Origin of the sequence: Streptomyces sp. NPDC005551 (assembly GCF_042871785.1) — a bacterium.
Lineage (GTDB): Bacteria > Actinomycetota > Actinomycetes > Streptomycetales > Streptomycetaceae > Streptomyces.
Genome location: NZ_JBIAJE010000008.1, coordinates 367,284 through 386,143, shown reverse-complemented (window position 1 = coordinate 386,143; position 18,860 = coordinate 367,284). Strand labels below are relative to the sequence as shown.

The following is an 18,860-nucleotide window of genomic DNA, read 5'->3' as shown; positions in this document are numbered from 1 at the left end:
CACCGGTCCCGCCGCCGTCCCTGTCATGGCTGAGGTGAGGTGTATCAGCAGCGGGGCGGAAAGGGGGGAGTTGCTTCGGAATCGGGCGCGCGATGTCCGTCGGACGGCACAACGCTTTTGCCGGCCGGCCGGAAACGACCGGGTACGGCCGCTCTTCGAGGGCGAGCGGGGGAGCCGGTCCGGCGCTCAGGCACCGATGTCCTCGTGCCACAGGGCCGGGTCGCTCCGGACGAAGCCGCGCATCAGGGCGACGCACTCGGGGTCGTCGAGGAGGACGATCCGCACGCCGTGCTCCGCGAGCCAGTCGTGGCCGCCGTGGAAGTTCTCCGCCTCTCCGACGACGACGCGGGAGATCCCGAACTGGCGGACCAGCCCGCTGCAGTACCAGCACGGCGACAGGGTCGTCACCATCGTCGTGCCGCGGTACGACCGCTGCCGCCCGGCGGCGCGGAAGGCCGCCGTCTCCGCGTGCAGCGACGGGTCGCCGTCCTGCACACGCCGGTTGCGGCCGCGGCCGAGGAGGGTGCCGTCCGCGCCGTACAGTGCCGCCCCGACGGGGATGCCGCCCTCGGCGAGACCGGCGCGGGCCTCCGCGACCGCGGTGGCGAGCCATGCCCGGGCCTGTGCCTGATCGATGCGCTCCATGCGTCCACTCTCCCCCGCGAGCGGAGGGGTGTCAGCGGTGCCGCGCCCTCCCGTACTCGCGGGCCAGGGCGTGGAAGGACTCCTTCGGCTCCCAGTGCCACCCGGAGGCCGGGTCGCCGGGGCGGTCCTCGACCGTCTTCACGATGCTGTAGCTCGCCATGTCGAGGTCCAGGCGCGGCTCGCGCCGGTGCGGGGCGTCGGGGGTGACGAAGGTGTACGCGTGCGCCGCGTACAGGTTCATCGACTCGAACACCCGCAGCACGTCCGTCAGATACGCCGCCTGGGTGCGCTCGCTGCGCACCAGGCCGGCCTCGGTCTGTGGGGGTTCCTTCGTCCGGTCGACGACGTCCCACCCCATGCCGCCCCGCTCCGGAGCGCCCTCGAAGGTGCAGCAGCCGAACTCCATGACGGCGAGCGGCTTGCCGAACCGGGTGTACTTGGCGAGCTCCCGTACGTGGTCGCGGCGGCGCCGGAAGAAGCTGTAGTAGTCGATGCCGACGATGTCGAAGAGGTCCCAGTCGACGTCCTCGTCCTGGGCGGCGGCGTAGGTCAGCCGCCCGTGGAAGACGGACCGGCCGACGGCCGCGGCCCGCGCGGTGAAGCGGCGCAGCCGGCGGGCCGTACGCACGGGGTCGAAGTTGCCGCTGAGCAGGTTCTCGACGCGCTCCAGGACGGTCGCGCCGGGCACGATGCCGGGCACGAACAGGACGAACTCGCAGCCGACGCTCAGGTGCACGCCGGCGCCCTGGCGGCGCAGCCGCTCGGCGAACCGGCCGGTCTCCGCCAGCCGGTCGAGGATCTCCCGCTGCGGCACGTCGGCAGTCGTGGGCTCCAGCCAGACGTGCAGCCCGCGTTCGGCCGCCTCGGCGGCGGTGGCGGTGAGCCGTTCGACGCCGTCTCCGGTGACCTTGACGGAATCGGCGTGCAGGTCGTGCCGGACGGCCCGGATGTCCCGGCGCATCCGTGCCGCGCTCCAGGCGGTGCCGGGCGTCTCGCCCTCCCCGACCTCGTACACCACTCCCCGGTACCCCAGCCCCGGCGGGCGCCCGTCCGCCGCCGGCCGCGTGGCCGCCGCGCCGGCCGCCGGGCCCGCGGGCAGTGCCACCGCGGCGCAGGCCCCCGCCGCCATTCCCAGAAACCGTGCCCGACCGATGTCCCGCATCGCGCCTCCCCGTGTCGTCGTCGCCCCAGTCTGGGAAACGGCCCCCCTTCCGGGCGTCCGCCGATGGTCTACGGACGCCCGACGAAGGGCTGAACACGGAACTGCTTACGGCGCGCGGGGCGTCACTGCCTGGCGTCGCCGTCCCGCTCGCGCCGGCGCAGCTCCTCCTCGCGGCGTCGCAGGTCGGCCTCCCAGTCCTTGAGGAGTGCCTCGTCCTGCTTGCCGCCGGTTTTCAGGGAGTCCAGGAACTCGGGGTCGTCGTCGGGCGCGAGCTGCCGGGTGCGGTGGTCGCGGTGCCGGCGGGAGGGGGTGGAGCCGTTCGCGGGGGCGTGACGCACCTTGCCGGCCACCAGCCAGGCGACCGGGCCGACCAGTACCTCGCCGAAGAGCAGGATGATGATGACCCAGACGACCTTCGGCAGCCCGCGGACCTCTTCCTCCGGCGTGTTCAGGCAGTCGACGAACGCGTAGATCCACAGCGCCAGAACCAGCAGGAACGGCAGATACCTCAGCATGACCGGACGATCCCCCACTGAACGGCGGCGGGGCGACGCGGGGCCCCGGTGACGGCCACAGGGTAGCGGCTGCGCGGGCCCGCCCGAGCGTGCTGTCCCGGGCCCGGGCGGGCGGGGCCGCCCGCGCCGGGTGGGGCGCGCGCGGGGAGCGGAGGGGCCTCGGCGATACTGGGACGCATGGCTTACGACGATCTTCGCTCCCTGCTCCGGGCGCTGGAGCGCGAGGGCGACCTCAAGCGCATCAAGGCCGAGGTCGACCCGTATCTGGAGGTCGGGGAGATCGTCGACCGGGTCCAGAAGGCCCAGGGCCCGGCACTCCTCTTCGAGAACGTGCGCGGCTCCGCGATGCCGCTCGCGATGAACGTCTTCGGCACCGACCGCCGCCTCCTCAAGGCCCTCGGCCTGAAGTCGTACGCCGACATCAGCGACAAGATCGGCGGACTGCTCAGGCCCGAGCTCCCGCACGGCTTCGTCGGGGTGCGCGAGGCGTTCGGCAAGCTCGGCGCGATGACCCACGTACCGCCGAAGAAGGTGAAGGACGCCCCCGTCCAGGAGGTCGTCCTGCGCGGCGACGACGTCGACCTCGACGCGCTGCCCGCCCTCTTCACCTGGCCGCAGGACGGCGGCTCGTTCTTCAACCTCGGGCTCACCCACACCAAGGACCCCGAGAGCGGCATCCGCAACCTCGGGCTCTACCGCCTCCAGCGCCACGACAAACGCACCATCGGCATGCACTGGCAGATCCACAAGGACAGCCGCAACCACTACCAGGTGGCGGCCCGGCGCGGCGAGCGCCTGCCGGTCGCGATCGCCTTCGGCTGCCCGCCCGCCGTGACGTACGCCTCCACCGCCCCGCTGCCCGGTGACATCGACGAGTACCTGTTCGCCGGGTTCGTGCAGGGCAAGCGGATCGAGATGGTCGACTGCAAGACGGTGCCGCTCCAGGTGCCGGCGCAGGCCGAGGTCGTGCTCGAAGGATGGCTGGAGCCCGGCGAGATGCTCCCCGAGGGGCCGTTCGGTGACCACACCGGGTTCTACACCCCGCAGGAGCCCTTCCCGGCGCTGACGATCGACTGCGTCACCATGCGCAGGAGGCCGCTGCTCCAGTCGATCGTGGTCGGCCGGCCGCCGACCGAGGACGGGCCGCTCGGCCGGGCCACGGAGCGCTTCTTCCTGCCGCTCCTCAAGATCATCGTCCCGGACATCGTGGACTACCACCTCCCCGAGGCGGGCGGCTTCCACAACTGCGCGATCGTCTCGATCGACAAGAAGTACCCGAAGCACGCCCAGAAGGTGATGCACGCCGTCTGGGGCGCCCACATGATGTCCCTCACCAAACTGATCGTGATCGTCGACTCCGACTGCGACGTCCACGATCTGCACGAAGTCGCCTGGCGCGCCCTCGGCAACACGGACTACGCCCGTGACCTCACCGTCGTCGAGGGACCGGTCGACCACCTCGACCACGCCTCGTACCAGCAGTTCTGGGGCGGCAAGGCGGGCATCGACGCGACGCGGAAGTGGCCCGAGGAGGGCTACACCCGGGACGGCGGCTGGCCAGAGATGGTGCTGTCCGACCCGGAGACGGCGGCGAAGGTCGACCGCCGCTGGAAGGAGTACGGACTCTCGTGAGCAGCGCATCAGCGGCGCTCCCGCAGCCGGGGCGCACCAAGGCGTTCCTGCGCCTCGTCATGATCGAGCACTCCGTCTTCGCCCTGCCCTTCGCCTACATCGCGGCGCTGACGGCGATGTACGGCCTGGACGAGAACATCCACTGGGTGCGGCTGCTGCTCGTCACCGTCGCGATGGTCGGGCTGCGGACGTTCGCCATGGCCGCGAACCGGATCATCGACCGCGAGATCGACGCCCGCAACCCCCGCACCGCTCACCGCGAACTGGTCACCGGCGCCATGTCGGTGAAGCACGCCTGGACCGGCGCGCTGGTCGCCCTCGTCCTCTTCCTGGGCGCGGCGGCGCTGCTCAACCCGCTGTGCCTGGCGCTCGCCCCCGTCGCGGTCGTCCCGATGGTGGTCTATCCGTACGGCAAGCGGTTCACGAACTTCCCGCAGGCCATCCTCGGTGTCGCCCAGGCGATGGGCCCGATCGGCGGCTGGCTGGCCGTCACCGGTGAGTGGTCCTGGGACGCGGTGATCCTCGGCCTCGCGGTCGGCGTCTGGATCGGCGGCTTCGACCTGATCTACGCCTGCCAGGACGTCGAGACGGACCGCGAGGTCGGCGTGAAGTCGGTTCCGGCCCGCTTCGGCATCCCGGCCGCGATCTGGGGCGCCCGGGCCTGCCACACCGTCACCACCGCCCTCTTCGTCTGGTACGGGGTGGCCACCGGCGCCGGTGCCTTCTTCTGGCTCGGCCTGGTGATCGTGGCGGGCGCGTTCCTCTACGAGCACTCCATCGTGCGCCCGCACGACCTGTCCCGGCTCGACCGCGCCTTCTTCCAAGTCAACGGCTTCATCGGCATCGCGCTGTTCGTCTGCGCCCTGCTGGACCTGCTGATGCGCGGGCTGACGGTCTAGCCGCCGGCCCGCGCCACCCCAGCCGCGCGTTGACGTCGTCCACGGTGCCCTGGTCTCGGGGCACCGGAACCCTCCGGGTCGCTACCCTGCGGCCTACCATCGAGAGCAGGACCCCTGGGAGGCCACCGTGACGGTTTCGGACCTTGACCGCCTGCACTCACAGCTCAGCAAGCTGGAGGACATGTTCCCCGGCTACCTGACGGAAATTGTCGAGGGCAGCATCGTGATGAACCCGGTCAAGCCGTTCCACGGAAAGACCATCCAGCGGTTGTGGTCGGACCTGGAGGGGCAGTTGCCCTCCGGGTGGGCCGTCGTCAGCGACGTGGCGTTCCTGTTCGACGACGACAACGAGTTCTGCCCCGACCTCGCCGTCATCCCGGCCGAGGCGGAGGGCGAGAACCTGAGTGCCTACCCCGCCGACCTGATCGAGTTCGTCGTCGAGGTGGTCTCGCCGAGCAACGTCCGCCGTGACCACGAGGTCAAGCCCCGGTGGTACGCCTCCCGGGGCATCGCCAACTGTCTCGTCGTCGACCCGCTCGAAGGCCACTGCGTGACGATGTGGAACCCGGGCCCCGACGGCTACCGCGGTCGTGACGTCGTCCCGTACGGCGCCGATCTGACCGTCGACTCGCCCCTGGGCAAGCTGACGCTGCGCACGGACCGGCTGCCCGTGGACCCGAAGGCCCGCCGGTCCTGAGTCCATACCGCGACGCCGGTAGGCTCGGGGTGTGAACGCAGGAGAAACACAGCGGCGGCCTTGGATCGTGGGGGTGTCCGGCGCGTCCGGAACCCCGTATGCGGCGGCCGTGCTGCGCGCCCTCCTGGACGCCGGGGAGAGCGTCGACCTGGTCGTCAGCCGGGCCTCCCGGCTCACCCTGCTCGACGAGACGGGCCTCGCCTTCCGGGACGCGCACTGGCGGGACGACCTGCGGTCCTGGCTGGCCCGGGGAGCCGACGGCAAGCCCGGTACCTTCGGCGCCTTCGAGGACCGCCTCGACGCCGTACGGCACTGGAGCGCCGGTGACCTGGCGGCCGGACCGTCCTCCGGCTCGTACGCCTCGAAGGGCATGATCATCGTGCCGGCGTCCACCGCCTGCGTCGCCGGAGTCGCCCTCGGCCTCTCCAAGGACCTGCTCCAGCGGGCGGCGAGCGTGACCCTCAAGGAGGGGCGCAGGCTGGTGGTCGCCGTCCGCGAGACCCCGCTGAACGGGCAGACACTGCGGCATCTCGTCACGCTGGACGACGCGGGCGCGGCCGTGGTCCCCGCCTCGCCGGCGTTCTACGCGGGCGCCACGCACATCCAGGACCTGGTGGACTTCGTCGCGGGACGGGTCCTCGACGCGGCGGGCGTCGAGCACGGGCTCTACCGCCGCTGGGAGGGCGAACTCGGCGGCGGTTCCCGCTCCACCACCTGAGCACGGCACGTCATCAACTTTCAGGATCTCTTCAGCGGAAGGCTATCGATCGCATGGACGCGGTGGACAGACAGCTCATCCAGGCCCTCCGGGAGAACGGCCGGGCCTCCTACGCGGAGCTGGGACGCCTCGTCGGACTGTCGGGACCCAGCGTCACCGACCGCATCAACCGGCTGGAGGCCGCCGGTGTCATCACCGGCTACCGCGCGACGGTCGACTCCGCCTCGCTCGGCCTCGGCGTCACCGCCCTGATCGGCATCTCGCTCTCCGACGCCGCCGACCACGAGGACGTGGCCCGTCGGCTCAAGGACCTCACGGAGATCGAGGACTGCTGGTTCATCGCCGGCGACGACTCGTTCATGCTCAAGGTGCGCTCCAGCGACGTGGACGGTCTGGAGAAGACCATCCGCCGGCTGTCCGGCACCAGGGGCGTCTCCCGGACCCGCACGACCATCGTGCTCTCCACGAAGTGGGAGAACCGCGTCGGCGAGCTGCCCGAGGAGGAGTAGGGCGCGAAGCGCCCGACGGGGGCCGCTCGCCCGCGAAGTGCGGGGGAGTACCGTGGACACGGTTTGTCACAGGGAGAGGTGCACGCATGGATGTCGGGCTCAAGCGCGAGCTGGAGGACAAGGTCCGGGCCGGTGAGCGGCTGACCCGCGAGGACGGCATCGCGCTGTACGAGTCGGACGACCTGGCCTGGCTCGGCGGCCTCGCGCACGAGGTGCGGACGCGGAAGAACGGCGACGTCGTCCACTTCAACGTCAACCGCCACCTGAACATGACGAACGTGTGCACCGCCTCCTGCGCGTACTGCTCGTTCCAGCGCAAGCCGGGCGAGAAGGACGCGTACACGATGCGCATCGAGGAGGCCGTCCGGCTCGCCACGGCGATGCGGGGCGAGAACCTCACCGAGCTGCACATCGTCAACGGCCTGCACCCGAACCTGCCGTGGCGCTACTACCCGCGCTCCCTGAGCGAGCTGAAGAAGGCACTCCCGGAGGTCTCCCTGAAGGCCTTCACGGCGACGGAGATCCACCACTTCGAGACCATCTCCGGGCTGTCGGCCTCCGAGATCCTCGACGAGCTGATCGATGCCGGTCTCGAGTCGCTGACCGGCGGCGGCGCCGAGATCTTCGACTGGGAGGTCCGCCAGCACATCGTGGACCACCGCACCCACTGGGAGGACTGGTCGCGCATCCACCGCCTCGCGCACGAGAAGGGTCTCAAGACCCCGTGCACGATGCTGTACGGCCACATCGAGGAGCCGCGCCACCGCGTGGACCACGTGCTGCGCCTGCGTGAACTCCAGGACGAGACCGGCGGCTTCCAGGTCTTCATCCCGCTGCGCTACCAGCACGACTTCGTGGACGTGAAGGACGGCAAGGTCCGCAACCGGCTCCAGGCGCGCACGCAGATGGCGACCGGCGCCGAGGCCCTCAAGACCTTCGCGGTCTCCCGGCTCCTCTTCGACAACGTGCCGCACGTGAAGGTGTTCTGGGTCATGCACGGCGTGCAGACCGCCCAGCTCGCCCTCCAGCACGGCGCCGACGACATGGACGGCTCGGTCGTCGAGTACAAGATCACGCACGACGCGGACAACTACGGCACGCCGAACAAGCTGACCCGCGAGGACCTGCTCGACCTGATCCGCGACGCGGGCTTCCGCCCGGTCGAGCGCAACACGCGCTACGAGATCATCCGCGAGTACGACGGTCCCGACCCGGCGCGCCGCGAGTCCCCCCAGCCGATGCGGGTCTGACCCCGCGATGGCGCTGACCTTCCGCCTGGACCCGCCCGTGGGCCCGGAGCTCCGTGACGGCGTGCTCGCGCTGTGGACGGACGTCTCCAACGCGGGCGGCTCCGTGGGCTTCGTACCGCCCGTGACGGCCGAGGACATCCGGCCCGAGTGGCTCAAGCACCTCGCCGCGATGACCGAGGGGCGCACCCGTCTCCTCGTCGGCCACGACGAGGACGGCGCCGTCGCCGCCACCGCCTTCCTCGCCCTCAACACGCACCGGCTGATGAGGCACTGGCTGTGGCTGTACACCGTGATGGTGCACCCCCGCCACCAGGGCAGGGGGTACGGCCGCGATCTGCTGGCCGCCGCCGAGGAGGCCGCCGCGTCCCTCCCCGGGATCGAGGCGATCCGGCTCACCTGCCGCGGCGGCGAGGGCCTGGAGCACTTCTACGCCCGCTGCGGCTACAAGGAGGTCGGGCGGGTGCCCGGCGCGATCCGGGTGGCGCCCGGCGACGACCGGGACGACATCACGATGCTGCTGCCGCTGGCCCTCACCGGGAACTGAACCCCCGGCGAAAGATCCGCTTTCGGCCGTGCTTCACTGGAGAATGCCCTTTGGGAACTTCCCCGCTCTCTCGGCTCCGCCGAGCCGGGGAAGCCCCACGGAACGGAAGAGTGGATTGAGATGCTCCGCTACACACTGATGCGCCTTGGGATCTTCGCGGGCTGCTTCGTGGTCGTCTGGGGCCTCGTCTACTCCGGCGTCGCGCCGCGCGGCCTCGGCGACTCCAACTACATGTGGGTCGTCCTGCTCGCCCTGGTGATCTCCGCGCCCATCAGCTTCGTCGTGCTCCGCGGCGAGCGCGACCGCGCCTCGGCGCAGGTCGTGGCCCGGGTCGACCGCGCCAAGGCCAACCTGGAGCGCAACCGTAACCAGGAGGACGTCGTCGACGACGCCGCCCGGGGCGCGCGGAGCCACACTTCCTGACGTTCCGTTCCGCGTCACGCGGCCGTGCGCGGCCGATCGTACGCTTGCCCGTATGGGTGCTGTGAAGAACAAGCGGATGCCGCGTGCGGTGCGGGAGCGGCAGATGCTCGACGCCGCCGTACGGACCTTCGGTCAGCGGGGGTACCGGGCCGCGTCGATGGACGAGATCGCCGATCTGGCGGGCGTGTCCAAACCGTTGGTCTACCTGTACCTGAACTCCAAGGAAGACCTGTTCACGGCGTGCATCCGGCGTGAGGCCAAGGCGTTGACCGCGGCGGTGCGCGCGGGGGTGCGGCCGGGGCTGGCCGCCGACCGTCAACTCTGGGAAGGGCTGCGGGCGTTCTTCACGCACACCGCGCAGAACCCCGACGGCTGGTCCGTGCTGCACCGGCAGGCCCGCACGCACGGGGAGCCGTTCGCCGCCGAGGTCACCGCGATGCGGGAGGAACTCGTCGCGTTCGTCACCCAGTTGATTGTCATCGCCGCGCGGGAGGCGCACCGGGATCCCTCGCTCGCCGAGCGCGAGGTCGCTGGGCTCGCGGAAGCCCTCGTCGGTGCCGCCGAGTCGCTCGCGGCCTGGGCCAACGCCACGCCGGAGGTCTCCGCCAAGCAGGCGGCGGCGACCCTCATGAACTTCGCCTGGGCGGGCCTCGGCGAGCTCATGGAGGGGCGGCCCTGGTCGCCGCCCGAGCAAAGGGGTGCACCTCTCCCGTGAGGTGCAGGCCTCCGTCTCCGCGGAGTTCGAACGCGGGGCCCCTCGACGCGTACGTCACCGTGCCCGGGAGCAGGACGGGGGCCCGGAACTCGGCGCGCACGCGCACCGGGCCGTCCGCGGGGCGTTCCGCCAGGCAGCGGGCGACCGTCCACATGCCGTGCGCGACGGCCCGGGGGAAGCCGAACAGGCGGGCGGTCAGGGGGTGCAGGTGGATCGGGTTGCGGTCACCGGAGACGGCGGCGTAGCGGCGGCCGAGGCCGGCGGCGAGGTGCCAGGCGGCCGTCGCGGGCAGTTGTTCCCGGCCGGGTGACGCGGGTGGCCTGGGCCCGGGCGGGGCCGGCGGTGTCGCCGTGCGGTGCCGGGCGAGGTAGGTGCTGCGGGACTCCCAGACGGCGGTGTCGTCGTCGGTCCTGGCCTCGGTGACCACGACCGCCTCCGTGCCGCGGCGATGCGGCCGCAACTCGGCTACATGCACGTCCAGTTGGTACTCGCCCGTGGTGCTGAGCGCCTCGTGCCGGGTGATCTCGATCGACGTGTGGACCAGGCCGAGGAGCGGGAGCGGGAACGCGCGGGCCGCCATGAGCCGCATGGCGAGCGGGAAGCCGAGGACGTGCGGGTACGTGACCGGCAGCGCGTCGGCGCCGGTCGCGAAGCCGCACACCCGCTCGTACGCGGCGAGCCGGGCGAGGTCGATGCGGACGCCCGGCAGGACGAGCCGGGTCCGGGGGGCGGTGGCCCCGGGGCGGGGGCGTCGCTTCACCGGGGAGAGGGCGGCGCCGCGGGCGAGGAGGGGGGTGAGGGCGGGCGGCGCGTCGAGAACGGTCCGGGTCTGCACGGGGGCTCCAGGGGGTCGGGCCGGGCGGGTGAGTCCTACGCTCCGAGCAGGCTCTGCCCGCACACCCGGAGCACCTGCCCGTTCACCCCGCCGGACGCGGGGTGGGCGAGATAGCCCGTCGCCTCGGCGACGTCCACCGGAAGTCCCCCCTGTCCGAGGGAGTTCATCCGGCGGCCCGCCTCACGGATGAGAAGGGGAACGGCGGCCGTCATCCGGGTCTCGATGAACCCGGGAGCGACCGCGTTCACCGTGACCCCGTGCTCGGCAAGGGCCCGCGGCGCCAGTGACCGCACCAGCCCGACGATCCCCGCCTTGCTCGCGGCGTAGTTCGTCTGACCCGCGTTGCCTGCGATCCCCGCGATGGACGCCGTGGCCACGATCCGGCCGCCGTGGCGCAGCACCCCGGCGGCCAGCAGCGCGTCCGTCGTGCGGAGCACACTCGCCAGGTTCACGTCGAGCACCGAACTCCAGCGCTCGGCGGTCATGTTGGCGAGCCGCCGGTCCCTGGTGATGCCCGCGTTGTGGACGAGGACGTCGAGCCCGTCGGGCAGCGCGTCCGTGATGCGGGCGACCGCGTCGCCGGCGGTGATGTCGAGCGCGAGCGCCCTCCCGCCGAGCCGCTCCGCGACCGAGGTCAGTTCCGCCTGTGCCGAGGGCACGTCCAGGCACACCACCGTGGCTCCGTCGCGGGCCAGGGTCGCGGCGACCGCCTCGCCGATGCCACGCGCGGCTCCCGTGACGAGCGCGGTCCGTCCGGCGAGGGGCCGCGTCCAGTCCCCGGGGGCGGTCACCTCGCCCGCGCCGACCTCGATCACCTGTCCGCTGACGTAGGCGGACCTGGGGGACAGGAGGAAGCGGAGCGTCGATTCGAGGGCGGGGGCCGTCGCCGTGCCGTGGACGCGGACCAGCGTGACCGTGCGGCCCCGGCCGATCTCCTTGCCCAGCGAGCGCACGAACCCCTCCAGTGCCTGCTGGGCGGCGGCCTGATGGTGGTCGGCGGGGTCGAGCGGTGCTCCGAGGACCACGATCCGTCCACTGGCGGCGACCGAGCGGACCACGGGGTGCAGTGCCGCGTGGACGTCGGCGAGCGTGCCGACGTCGGTGACACCGGTGGCGTCGAGGAGCACGGCGGCGGGCCGTTCGGCGTCGGTCCGCACCCGCAGACCCGTGCGGGCCGGCACGTCCGCCAGGTCGAGCGCCGGTTTGCCCGCCGTCAGGTGCAGCAACGGCCCTTCCAGCGTGGGCCGTCCGGCCGACCAGCGGTGCAGTGCGGCGGGCTGCGGCAGTCCGAGCCTGCGGGTCAGGAAGCGGCCCGGCGCGGTGCCGGCGAAACCCAGATAGCGGTCGGCCATTGTCCAACTCCCAGCGGGGACGTTACTTTACTCCAGAGTAAGGTTACCGGTGGTAAGGCTACGGCAGGGTCAGGAGAAGGTCGAGATGAACCCCCTCAGTCCGGCGACGGCGCACCCCGGTGCGGCGCCCCCGCGCGCCGTCGCGGTGATCGGCGGTTGCCGCATCCCCTTCGCCCGCTCCGACGGCCCGTACGCGACGGCCTCCAACCGGGAGATGCTGACCGCGGCCGTCGACGGCCTGGCGGCGCGGTTCGGGCTCCAGGAGCCCGGCGCGGTGGGGGAGTTGGTCGCCGGCGCCGTCCTCAAGCACAGCCGCGACTTCAACCTCGCCCGCGAGACCGTGCTCGGCTCGGCCCTGGACGCCCGCACTCCCGCGTACGACATCCAGCAGGCCTGCGGCACCGGTCTCCAGGCGGTGATCGCCGCCGCCAACAAGATCACCCTCGGTCAGACGGAGTCCGCCGTCGCGGGCGGCGCCGACACGGCGAGCGACGTGCCTCTCGGCGTCAACGACGGGCTGCGCCGCATCCTTCTGGAGGCGCGGCGCGCGAAGTCGGCGGGGGCGCGGCTGAAGGCGCTGGCCCGGATCCGGCCCGCCCACCTCGTCCCGGACATCCCCCGCAACGCCGAGCCGCGCACCGGCCTGTCGATGGGGGAGCACGCCGCCGTCACCGCCCGCGCCTGGGGGGTGACCCGCGAGGCGCAGGACGAACTCGCCGCGACGAGCCACCGGCGGCTGGCGGCGGCGTACGAACGCGGCCTCTTCCAGGACCTGGTGGTGCCGTTCCGGGGCCTCGCCCGCGACCAGAACCTGCGGCCGGGTTCCACGGCCGGGAAACTCGCCACCCTGAAGCCGGTGTTCGGCACCGACGCTCCCGCTCCGACGATGACGGCGGGCAACTCGACACCCCTCACGGACGGCGCGGCCGTCGTCCTGCTGGCGAGCGAGGAGTGGGCGGCGGCGCGGGAGCTCGAGCCGCTCGCGTACCTGACGGCGTACGAGAGTGCCGCGGTCGACTTCGCCGGGGGTGACGTGGCGGGCGGCACGGACGGACTGCTGATGGCCCCCGCGTACGCGGTGCCGCGCATGCTGGAGCGGGCCGGGCTCGGCATCGAGGACTTCGACTTCGTCGAGATCCACGAGGCGTTCGCCTCCCAGGTCCTCGCCACGCTGGCCGCCTGGGAGAAACGCGGGCTCGCCCCGGTGGACCGCGCCCGCCTCAACGTCGCCGGCTCGTCCCTGGCCACCGGCCACCCCTTCGCCGCGACCGGTGCCCGCATCGTCGCGACCCTCGCCGCCCTCCTGGCGGAACGGGGCACCCCCGGCCGCGGCCTGATCTCCGTCTGCGCGGCCGGCGGCCAGGGGGTGACGGCGATCCTGGAGCGCCGGTGACGCCCCGGGGCCGCCCGGAGACCGTTCCGCCCTCTCCGGCCGCCCACACCTACCGGCGGTAACCCGCACGCCGCCCGCCCCGGAGCCCCACACACCCCACACGCGGGCCCCGTACGATCCCCGTCCCACCCCGGTGGCCGACGCCGCCCAGCCGCCTGAACTCCCCACCCGTCAGCGCCGTATGAGAACGCACGACCCTCGCCCGGCCCGGGTCCCCGCAGCCAAGGAGCCGCCCCGTGTCCAGCCCGTACGCGTCCCCGTCCCCGCTGCCGGAACCGGAGATCAAGCGGCTGGACGGCGTCGTGCGCGAGGTGTCCCTGCCGCCGCTCGTGGCCCCCGTCACCCACGGCTCACTCGCGGACATCCCGTTCGACAACGCGAGCGCGGCCCCCGGGGACGCCGTCCTCAGCCGCAAGGACGCGGACGGCGGCTGGCGCGACGTGAGCGCGGCCGACTTCGCGGCCCAGGTGCTCGCGGTCGCGAAGGGCCTGATAGCCGAGGGCCTGGCACCGGGCGACCGCATCGCCATCATGGCGCGGACGACGTACGAGTGGACGCTCCTCGACTTCGCCGCCTGGGCGGCCGGCCTGGTCACCGTCCCCGTCTACCCGACCTCCTCCGCCTTCCAGACCCGGTGGATCCTCCAGGACTCGGGGGCCGTCGCCCTCGCCGTGGAGTCCGTCACCCAGGCCGCCGCCCTCGGCCCCGAGCGCGACCGGATACCCGACCTGCGGCACATGTGGGTCTTCGAGAAGGGCCACCTGGACCGGCTCGCCGAACGGGGCCGGGACGTGCCGGACCAGGAGGTCGCCGTACGCCGGGGGGTGCTGGGGCCCGACACCCTCGCCACCCTCATCTACACCTCGGGCACCACCGGCCGCCCCAAGGGCTGCGTCCTCACCCACGGCAACTTCTTCGCGGAGATCGACAACGCGATCGAGATGCTCCACCCCGTCTTCAGGGCGAAGACCTCGGAGGCCGCCTCCACCCTGCTCTTCCTGCCCCTCTCGCACGTCTTCGGCCGGATGGTCGCGATCGCCTGCCTGCGGGCGCGGGTGAGACTGGGCCACGCCCCGAGCCTGCGCACGGAGGATCTCCTCGCCGACCTGGCGAGCTTCCGGCCCACCTTCCTGCTGGCCATCCCGTACGTCCTGGAGAAGGTCTTCAACACCGGCCGCGCGACCGCCGAGAAGCTGGGCCGCGGCTCCTCCTTCGACCGGGCGGCGGACATCGCGTGCCGCTACGGCGAGGCCCTCGAGGCCCGGCAGCACGGCACGGGTCCCGGCCCCAACCGGAGTCTGCGCGCGGCCCGCGCCCTGTACGACCCGCTCGTCTACCGCCGCATCCGCATCGCCCTCGGCGGCCGGGTCCGGCACGTGATCTGCGGCGGCTCCCCGCTCGGCCGCCGCCTGGCCGCCTTCTACGCCGGCGCCGGCATCGAGATCTACGAGGGCTACGGCCTGACCGAGAGCACCGCGGCCGCCACCGTGACCCCGCCGCTCAAACCGCGGCTCGGCACCGTCGGCCGGCCGATGCCCGGCACCCGGGTGCGCATCGCCGGCGACGGCGAGGTGCTGCTGAGCGGCGGGCAGCTGTTCCGGGGCTACTGGGACCCGCACGCGGGCGGTGTCGTCCCCGCGGCTCCGGACGGCTGGTTCGCCACGGGCGACATCGGCGAGCTGGACGACGACGGCTATCTGACGATCACCGGCCGCAAGAAGGAGATCCTGATCACGGCCGGCGGCAAGAACGTGGCCCCGGCCCCGCTCCAGGACTGGCTGCGCGCACACCCCCTGATCGCCCAGTGCCTGGTCCTCGGCGACCGCCGCCCCTACGTCACCGCCCTCATCACCCTGGACCCCGAGGGCATCACCCACTGGCGCCGGATGAACGGCAAGCACAGCGTCCCGCCGGAACTGCTGCTGGACGACCCGGACCTGCACGCCGTGCTCCAGCGCGCGGTCGACGAGGCCAACAAACTCGTCTCGCGGCCGGAGTCGATCCGCCGCTACGCCGTCCTGCCCGGCGCGTTCACGGAGGAGGCCGGACATCTGACGCCGTCGATGAAACTGCGCCGCGAGGCGATCCTGCGGGACTTCTCCCGGCAGGTGGAGGCGATGTACGCGCGGTGACCGGTGGGCCGGGAAAAGGCAGGAGCCCCGCACCAAACCGGTGCGGGGCTCCTTGGGTACTGCTTTTCGTTCCGGATCAAAGCATCGGCTCTGGGAGCCGAAGGCTTACATCGGGGTGACGTTCTCCGCCTGCGGACCCTTCGGGCCCTGCGTGACGTCGAAGGAAACGGCCTGGTTCTCCTCGAGAGAACGGAAGCCGTTCGCATTGATGGCGGAGTAATGGACGAAGACGTCCGGGCCGCCGCCTTCTTGGGCAATGAAGCCAAAGCCCTTTTCGGCGTTGAACCACTTCACGGTTCCGGTAGCCATAAGCCCTCCCTGGGCCCAAAGGGTTGCCCTGCTCCAGAACCTGCAAGGTGTAAACAACTGCGTGTTGACAACTGCATTTATCTGAATAAGACGAGAGCCCGCGGTCACATGCTCCGCAGGCTCTGTACTGCAAGGGAAACCAAACTGCAACGTGCGGCGAGCCTAGCACGCGGGCAGCCGAAAGCAACAGAGGTGAAGATCACGTCACCCGGATGTTTGACCGCCGTCCGGTCTGGGTTGACGTCGCGGTGCCGACTCGCTGTCGCGAGGGTTGACACAAGAGGTCGGGAGGGTTTCACACACCACTCGGGGACCCGGAGCCTGCACCGTACCGCATGGGGGCTAGCCTCGCGATGTGGACAATTCTCGCACCCGGCCGCGCGTCGGCCACATCCAGTTCCTGAACTGCCTGCCCCTGTACTGGGGGCTCGCGAGAACGGGCACGCTCCTCGACTTCGAGCTCACCAAGGACACCCCGGAGAAGCTCAGCGAGAAACTGGTGCGGGGCGACCTCGACATCGGGCCGATCACGCTCGTCGAATTCCTCCGGCACGCCGACGAACTGGTCGCCTTCCCCGACATCGCGGTCGGCTGCGACGGACCGGTGATGTCCTGCGTGATCGTCTCGCAGGTCCCGCTGGAGCAACTGGACGGCGCCCGGGTCGCCCTCGGTTCCACCTCGCGCACGTCCGTCCGCCTCGCCCAGCTGCTGCTGGCCGAGAAGGTCGGCGTCGAGCCGTCGTACTACACGTGCCCGCCCGATCTCAGCCTGATGATGCAGGAGGCCGACGCCGCCGTCCTCATCGGCGACGCGGCGCTGCGCGCCAACCTCCTCGACGGACCGAAATTCGGCCTGGAGGTGCACGACCTGGGCGCCCTGTGGAAGGAGTGGACGGGTCTGCCGTTCGTCTTCGCGGTGTGGGCGGCCCGGCGCGACTACCTGGAGCGTGAGCCCGCCGTCACCCGCAAGGTGCACGAGGCCTTCCTCGCCTCCCGGGACCTCTCTCTCGACGAGGTCGGCAAGGTCGCCGAGCAGGCGGCCCGCTGGGAGGCCTTCGACGAGCGGGTGCTGGAGGAGTACTTCACGACGCTCGACTTCCGCTTCGGCGGCCCGCAGCTGGAGGCCGTCGCGGAGTTCGCCCGCCGGGTCGGACCCACGACCGGGTTCCCGGCGGACGTGACGGTGGAGCTGCTGAAGCCCTGAGGCTCCCGGGCCCGGCGGCACTACGCTGCTGGGGAACGCACAGCGTACGGGGGAGGGGTGGGGGCCATGCGGCCGCTGGATGTGGGCGAGCCCACCGTCGTGGGGCCCTACCGGCTGCTCGGCCGGCTCGGTTCGGGCGGTATGGGCCGGGTCTATCTGGGCCGCAGCGCGGGCGGCCGCACGGTCGCGGTCAAGATGGTGCACCCGCACTTCGCGCTCGACGAGGAGTTCCGCGCCCGTTTCCGGCGCGAGGTGGACGCCGCGCGCCGGGTCGGGGGCGCCTGGACGGCCCCGGTACTGGACGCCGACCCGGAGGCACCCGTGCCCTGGGTGGCCACCGGGTACGCGGCGGGGCCCTCGCTGGCGGGCGCGGTCGGGGAGCGCGGCGCGCTGCCGGAGCACTCCGTACGGGTCCTGGGCGCGGGCCTGGCCGAGGCGCTCGAAGCGGTGCACGCGCTGGACCTGGTCCACCGTGACGTCAAACCGTCCAACGTCCTGCTGACCGTCGACGGCCCGCTGCTGATCGACTTCGGCATCGCCCGGGCCACGGACGGCACGGCCTCCCTGACCTCGACGGGGGTGTCGGTCGGCTCGCCCGGTTACATGTCGCCCGAACAGATCCTCGGCAAGCGGGTCACGGCCGCCGCGGACGTCTTCTCCCTGGGCGCGGTACTGGCGTACGCGGCGACCGGGCAGCCGCCCTTCCCCGGCGACTCGTCCGCCTCCCTCCTCTACAAGGTGGTGCACGAGGAGCCGGTGCTCGGCGAACTGGCGGGCGAACTGCGGGAACTGGCGGTCCGCTGCCTGGCGAAGGACCCCGGTGACCGCCCCGCCCCGCGGGAGGTCGCCGGGCGGCTGGCCCCGCACGGGGCGGCCCGGCTGGTGGCGGCGGGCTGGCTGCCGGGACCGCTCGTGGAACAGGTCAGCCGCAGCGCCGTCCAGCTGCTGAACCTGGAGGCCGCGGGGACGGCGCCCTCGGGGCTCGTGGGCTTCACCAGCCCGTCGGTGCCGGGGACGTCGGGGGCGGTGTCCGGCGCGGGAGCGGGACTGCCGGCGCAAGCGGGGTCCGACCGGGATGCCGGGCCCTTCGACGGCGCAGGTCCGGCGGGCGACGACGGGGCGTTCGGAGAGCCGCCGAAGGGGGTGTTCGGGCCGGCGCCCGTGATGCCGGCGCCCGCCCGTCCGGCCGTGCCGCGTGGCCCTCTGTCCCGGCCGGAGCACGCCGCGGGGGCCGAGGGCGCCGTGCCGCCCCAGGACGCGCACCCGAGCGGGGCGGCCGCCGTGCCGACGCCGGGCGGGCTGTCCGTGAGCGTGGCTGCGGCCTCCGCGCCCGGCGCGAACGGGCGCGGCCGGAAGCTGAGCTGCACGGTCGCGCTGGCGGTCGCCGGGGCGCTGGCCGCGGTGACGGTGGGCTCCGTGTTCCTGTTCCAGCTGATGCAGGGCGGCGGCTCGGGCGGGAACGACACGGCGGGCGGGAGCCCGTCGGCCTCGGGGAGCGCGCCCGACGCCGGGAGCGACGCGTCCGGCATCCCCGCCTCCTACCTCGGCACCTGGGAGGGCAGGGCCCTCGCGCTCGACGGCGCCCTCCCCGCCGGCACGATCCGCGTCACCGTCCGCCGGGCGAAGCCCGGCGAGGAGTTCGGCACGTTCCGGCAGACCGACCAGATCGGCGGTGTCTGCGACGACGTCCTGATCCTGAGGAAGGTCACGCCGAAGCAGCTCGTCGCCACCAGCGTGGCCAGGAAGAGCAACGGCTCGCAGTGCACGACGGGCAGACACGCGGTGCGCCTGACGCCGGTCGGGGACGACCTCTCCTACGAGACGGACAACCAGGCGGCCGGCAACCCGACCGCGCGGATGTCCAAGGTCAAGTAGGGGTGGGCGGCGAGCCGTTGAGGTTCTTCCGCACGGCACGCCTGCGTAGGG

The 18,860-nt window shown here is 72.4% G+C and carries 19 protein-coding genes; 13 read left to right on the top strand and 6 right to left on the bottom strand.

Annotation, left to right across the window (positions count from 1 at the left end; all coding sequences use genetic code 11):
* Positions 1-186: 186 nt before the first annotated feature.
* The 3 genes from ACFYP4_RS24825 to ACFYP4_RS24815 all read right to left on the bottom strand — a co-directional run bounded on the left by ACFYP4_RS24825 (position 187) and on the right by ACFYP4_RS24815 (position 2,322).
* Positions 187-645 carry a nucleoside deaminase gene (locus ACFYP4_RS24825; protein ID WP_358850996.1) on the bottom strand — a complete coding sequence of 153 codons (459 nt, stop codon included), beginning with the start codon at positions 643-645 and terminating at the stop codon, positions 187-189.
* A 31-nt stretch (positions 646-676) separates the two neighbouring features.
* Complete coding sequence (locus tag ACFYP4_RS24820; RefSeq protein WP_388788090.1) at positions 677-1,807, bottom strand: abortive phage infection protein; 1,131 nt, start codon at positions 1,805-1,807, stop codon at positions 677-679.
* Between the two features lie 122 nt (positions 1,808-1,929).
* The gene (locus ACFYP4_RS24815) at positions 1,930-2,322 is read right to left on the bottom strand and encodes a PLD nuclease N-terminal domain-containing protein (protein ID WP_388788087.1); all 393 of its coding nucleotides are present in this window, start codon (positions 2,320-2,322) and stop codon (positions 1,930-1,932) included.
* 177 nt (positions 2,323-2,499) lie between these two features.
* Here ACFYP4_RS24815 and ACFYP4_RS24810 point away from each other — a divergent pair, with 177 nt between their 5' ends.
* The 9 genes from ACFYP4_RS24810 (at position 2,500) to ACFYP4_RS24770 (ending at position 9,709) form a co-directional block, all read left to right on the top strand.
* Positions 2,500-3,954, top strand: coding sequence for a menaquinone biosynthesis decarboxylase (locus ACFYP4_RS24810; protein ID WP_358850993.1), 1,455 nt, complete (start codon positions 2,500-2,502; stop codon positions 3,952-3,954).
* A complete protein-coding gene (gene mqnP / locus ACFYP4_RS24805; RefSeq protein ID WP_388788083.1) occupies positions 3,951-4,853 on the top strand; it encodes a menaquinone biosynthesis prenyltransferase MqnP in 903 nt (300 codons plus the stop codon). Before ACFYP4_RS24810 ends, mqnP begins: the two co-directional genes overlap by 4 nt.
* Before the next feature lie 127 nt (positions 4,854-4,980).
* Positions 4,981-5,550, top strand: a complete 570-nt coding sequence (locus ACFYP4_RS24800) for a Uma2 family endonuclease (RefSeq protein WP_388788080.1) — start codon at positions 4,981-4,983, stop codon at positions 5,548-5,550.
* A gap of 31 nt (positions 5,551-5,581) precedes the next feature.
* Positions 5,582-6,268: a UbiX family flavin prenyltransferase gene (locus tag ACFYP4_RS24795; RefSeq protein WP_358850990.1), complete on the top strand. Its 687-nt coding sequence runs from the start codon at positions 5,582-5,584 to the stop codon at positions 6,266-6,268.
* A gap of 53 nt (positions 6,269-6,321) precedes the next feature.
* Entirely contained in the window at positions 6,322-6,777 is a 456-nt protein-coding gene (locus ACFYP4_RS24790) for an Lrp/AsnC family transcriptional regulator (protein ID WP_358850989.1), read from the top strand.
* Positions 6,778-6,863: 86 nt separating this feature from the next.
* Positions 6,864-8,027: an aminofutalosine synthase MqnE gene (mqnE, locus tag ACFYP4_RS24785; protein ID WP_358850988.1), complete on the top strand. Its 1,164-nt coding sequence runs from the start codon at positions 6,864-6,866 to the stop codon at positions 8,025-8,027.
* A gap of 7 nt (positions 8,028-8,034) precedes the next feature.
* Positions 8,035-8,571: a GNAT family N-acetyltransferase gene (locus ACFYP4_RS24780; protein WP_358850987.1), complete on the top strand. Its 537-nt coding sequence runs from the start codon at positions 8,035-8,037 to the stop codon at positions 8,569-8,571.
* A 120-nt stretch (positions 8,572-8,691) separates the two neighbouring features.
* On the top strand, positions 8,692-8,994 hold the full coding sequence (locus ACFYP4_RS24775; protein ID WP_388788076.1) for a DUF4229 domain-containing protein: 303 nt from the start codon (positions 8,692-8,694) through the stop codon (positions 8,992-8,994).
* Positions 8,995-9,046: 52 nt separating this feature from the next.
* Complete coding sequence (locus ACFYP4_RS24770; RefSeq protein ID WP_358850985.1) at positions 9,047-9,709, top strand: TetR/AcrR family transcriptional regulator; 663 nt, start codon at positions 9,047-9,049, stop codon at positions 9,707-9,709.
* Here the strand turns inward: ACFYP4_RS24770 and ACFYP4_RS24765 are convergent.
* On the bottom strand, positions 9,654-10,544 hold the full coding sequence (locus ACFYP4_RS24765; RefSeq protein WP_358850984.1) for a MaoC/PaaZ C-terminal domain-containing protein: 891 nt from the start codon (positions 10,542-10,544) through the stop codon (positions 9,654-9,656). The two genes, ACFYP4_RS24770 and ACFYP4_RS24765, sit on opposite strands and share 56 nt — an antisense overlap.
* Before the next feature lie 35 nt (positions 10,545-10,579).
* A complete protein-coding gene (locus ACFYP4_RS24760) occupies positions 10,580-11,896 on the bottom strand; it encodes a 3-oxoacyl-ACP reductase (protein ID WP_358850983.1) in 1,317 nt (438 codons plus the stop codon).
* 85 nt (positions 11,897-11,981) lie between these two features.
* Here ACFYP4_RS24760 and ACFYP4_RS24755 point away from each other — a divergent pair, with 85 nt between their 5' ends.
* Together ACFYP4_RS24755 and ACFYP4_RS24750 are read left to right on the top strand one after the other, a co-directional pair.
* Complete coding sequence (locus ACFYP4_RS24755; protein ID WP_358850982.1) at positions 11,982-13,289, top strand: acetyl-CoA C-acetyltransferase; 1,308 nt, start codon at positions 11,982-11,984, stop codon at positions 13,287-13,289.
* A gap of 236 nt (positions 13,290-13,525) precedes the next feature.
* On the top strand, positions 13,526-15,421 hold the full coding sequence (locus ACFYP4_RS24750) for an AMP-dependent synthetase/ligase (protein ID WP_388788071.1): 1,896 nt from the start codon (positions 13,526-13,528) through the stop codon (positions 15,419-15,421).
* 105 nt (positions 15,422-15,526) lie between these two features.
* Here the strand turns inward: ACFYP4_RS24750 and ACFYP4_RS24745 are convergent, their stop codons facing one another.
* Positions 15,527-15,730: a cold-shock protein gene (locus tag ACFYP4_RS24745; RefSeq protein ID WP_006138897.1), complete on the bottom strand. Its 204-nt coding sequence runs from the start codon at positions 15,728-15,730 to the stop codon at positions 15,527-15,529.
* A 355-nt stretch (positions 15,731-16,085) separates the two neighbouring features.
* On the opposite strand from ACFYP4_RS24745, the gene ACFYP4_RS24740 reads away from it, so the two are divergent.
* Together ACFYP4_RS24740 and ACFYP4_RS24735 are read left to right on the top strand one after the other, a co-directional pair.
* The gene (locus ACFYP4_RS24740) at positions 16,086-16,934 is read left to right on the top strand and encodes a menaquinone biosynthesis protein (protein ID WP_358850980.1); all 849 of its coding nucleotides are present in this window, start codon (positions 16,086-16,088) and stop codon (positions 16,932-16,934) included.
* Positions 16,935-17,000: 66 nt separating this feature from the next.
* Complete coding sequence (locus ACFYP4_RS24735) at positions 17,001-18,809, top strand: protein kinase (protein ID WP_358850979.1); 1,809 nt, start codon at positions 17,001-17,003, stop codon at positions 18,807-18,809.
* The last annotated feature ends 51 nt before the right edge of the window (positions 18,810-18,860 follow it).

What these genes read in the sequence shown, in the direction of transcription:
- ACFYP4_RS24755 (WP_358850982.1), top strand. Translation starts at nt 11,982, where the DNA reads ATGAACCCCCTCAGTCCGGCGACGGCGCACCCCGGTGCGGCGCCCCCG.
- ACFYP4_RS24825 (WP_358850996.1), bottom strand. Translation starts at nt 645, where the DNA reads ATGGAGCGCATCGATCAGGCACAGGCCCGGGCATGGCTCGCCACCGCG.
- ACFYP4_RS24815 (WP_388788087.1), bottom strand. Translation starts at nt 2,322, where the DNA reads ATGCTGAGGTATCTGCCGTTCCTGCTGGTTCTGGCGCTGTGGATCTAC.
- ACFYP4_RS24770 (WP_358850985.1), top strand. Translation starts at nt 9,047, where the DNA reads ATGGGTGCTGTGAAGAACAAGCGGATGCCGCGTGCGGTGCGGGAGCGG.
- ACFYP4_RS24820 (WP_388788090.1), bottom strand. Translation starts at nt 1,807, where the DNA reads ATGCGGGACATCGGTCGGGCACGGTTTCTGGGAATGGCGGCGGGGGCC.
- ACFYP4_RS24780 (WP_358850987.1), top strand. Translation starts at nt 8,035, where the DNA reads ATGGCGCTGACCTTCCGCCTGGACCCGCCCGTGGGCCCGGAGCTCCGT.
- ACFYP4_RS24735 (WP_358850979.1), top strand. Translation starts at nt 17,001, where the DNA reads ATGCGGCCGCTGGATGTGGGCGAGCCCACCGTCGTGGGGCCCTACCGG.
- ACFYP4_RS24790 (WP_358850989.1), top strand. Translation starts at nt 6,322, where the DNA reads ATGGACGCGGTGGACAGACAGCTCATCCAGGCCCTCCGGGAGAACGGC.
- mqnE (WP_358850988.1), top strand. Translation starts at nt 6,864, where the DNA reads ATGGATGTCGGGCTCAAGCGCGAGCTGGAGGACAAGGTCCGGGCCGGT.
- ACFYP4_RS24775 (WP_388788076.1), top strand. Translation starts at nt 8,692, where the DNA reads ATGCTCCGCTACACACTGATGCGCCTTGGGATCTTCGCGGGCTGCTTC.
- ACFYP4_RS24745 (WP_006138897.1), bottom strand. Translation starts at nt 15,730, where the DNA reads ATGGCTACCGGAACCGTGAAGTGGTTCAACGCCGAAAAGGGCTTTGGC.
- ACFYP4_RS24760 (WP_358850983.1), bottom strand. Translation starts at nt 11,896, where the DNA reads ATGGCCGACCGCTATCTGGGTTTCGCCGGCACCGCGCCGGGCCGCTTC.
- ACFYP4_RS24810 (WP_358850993.1), top strand. Translation starts at nt 2,500, where the DNA reads ATGGCTTACGACGATCTTCGCTCCCTGCTCCGGGCGCTGGAGCGCGAG.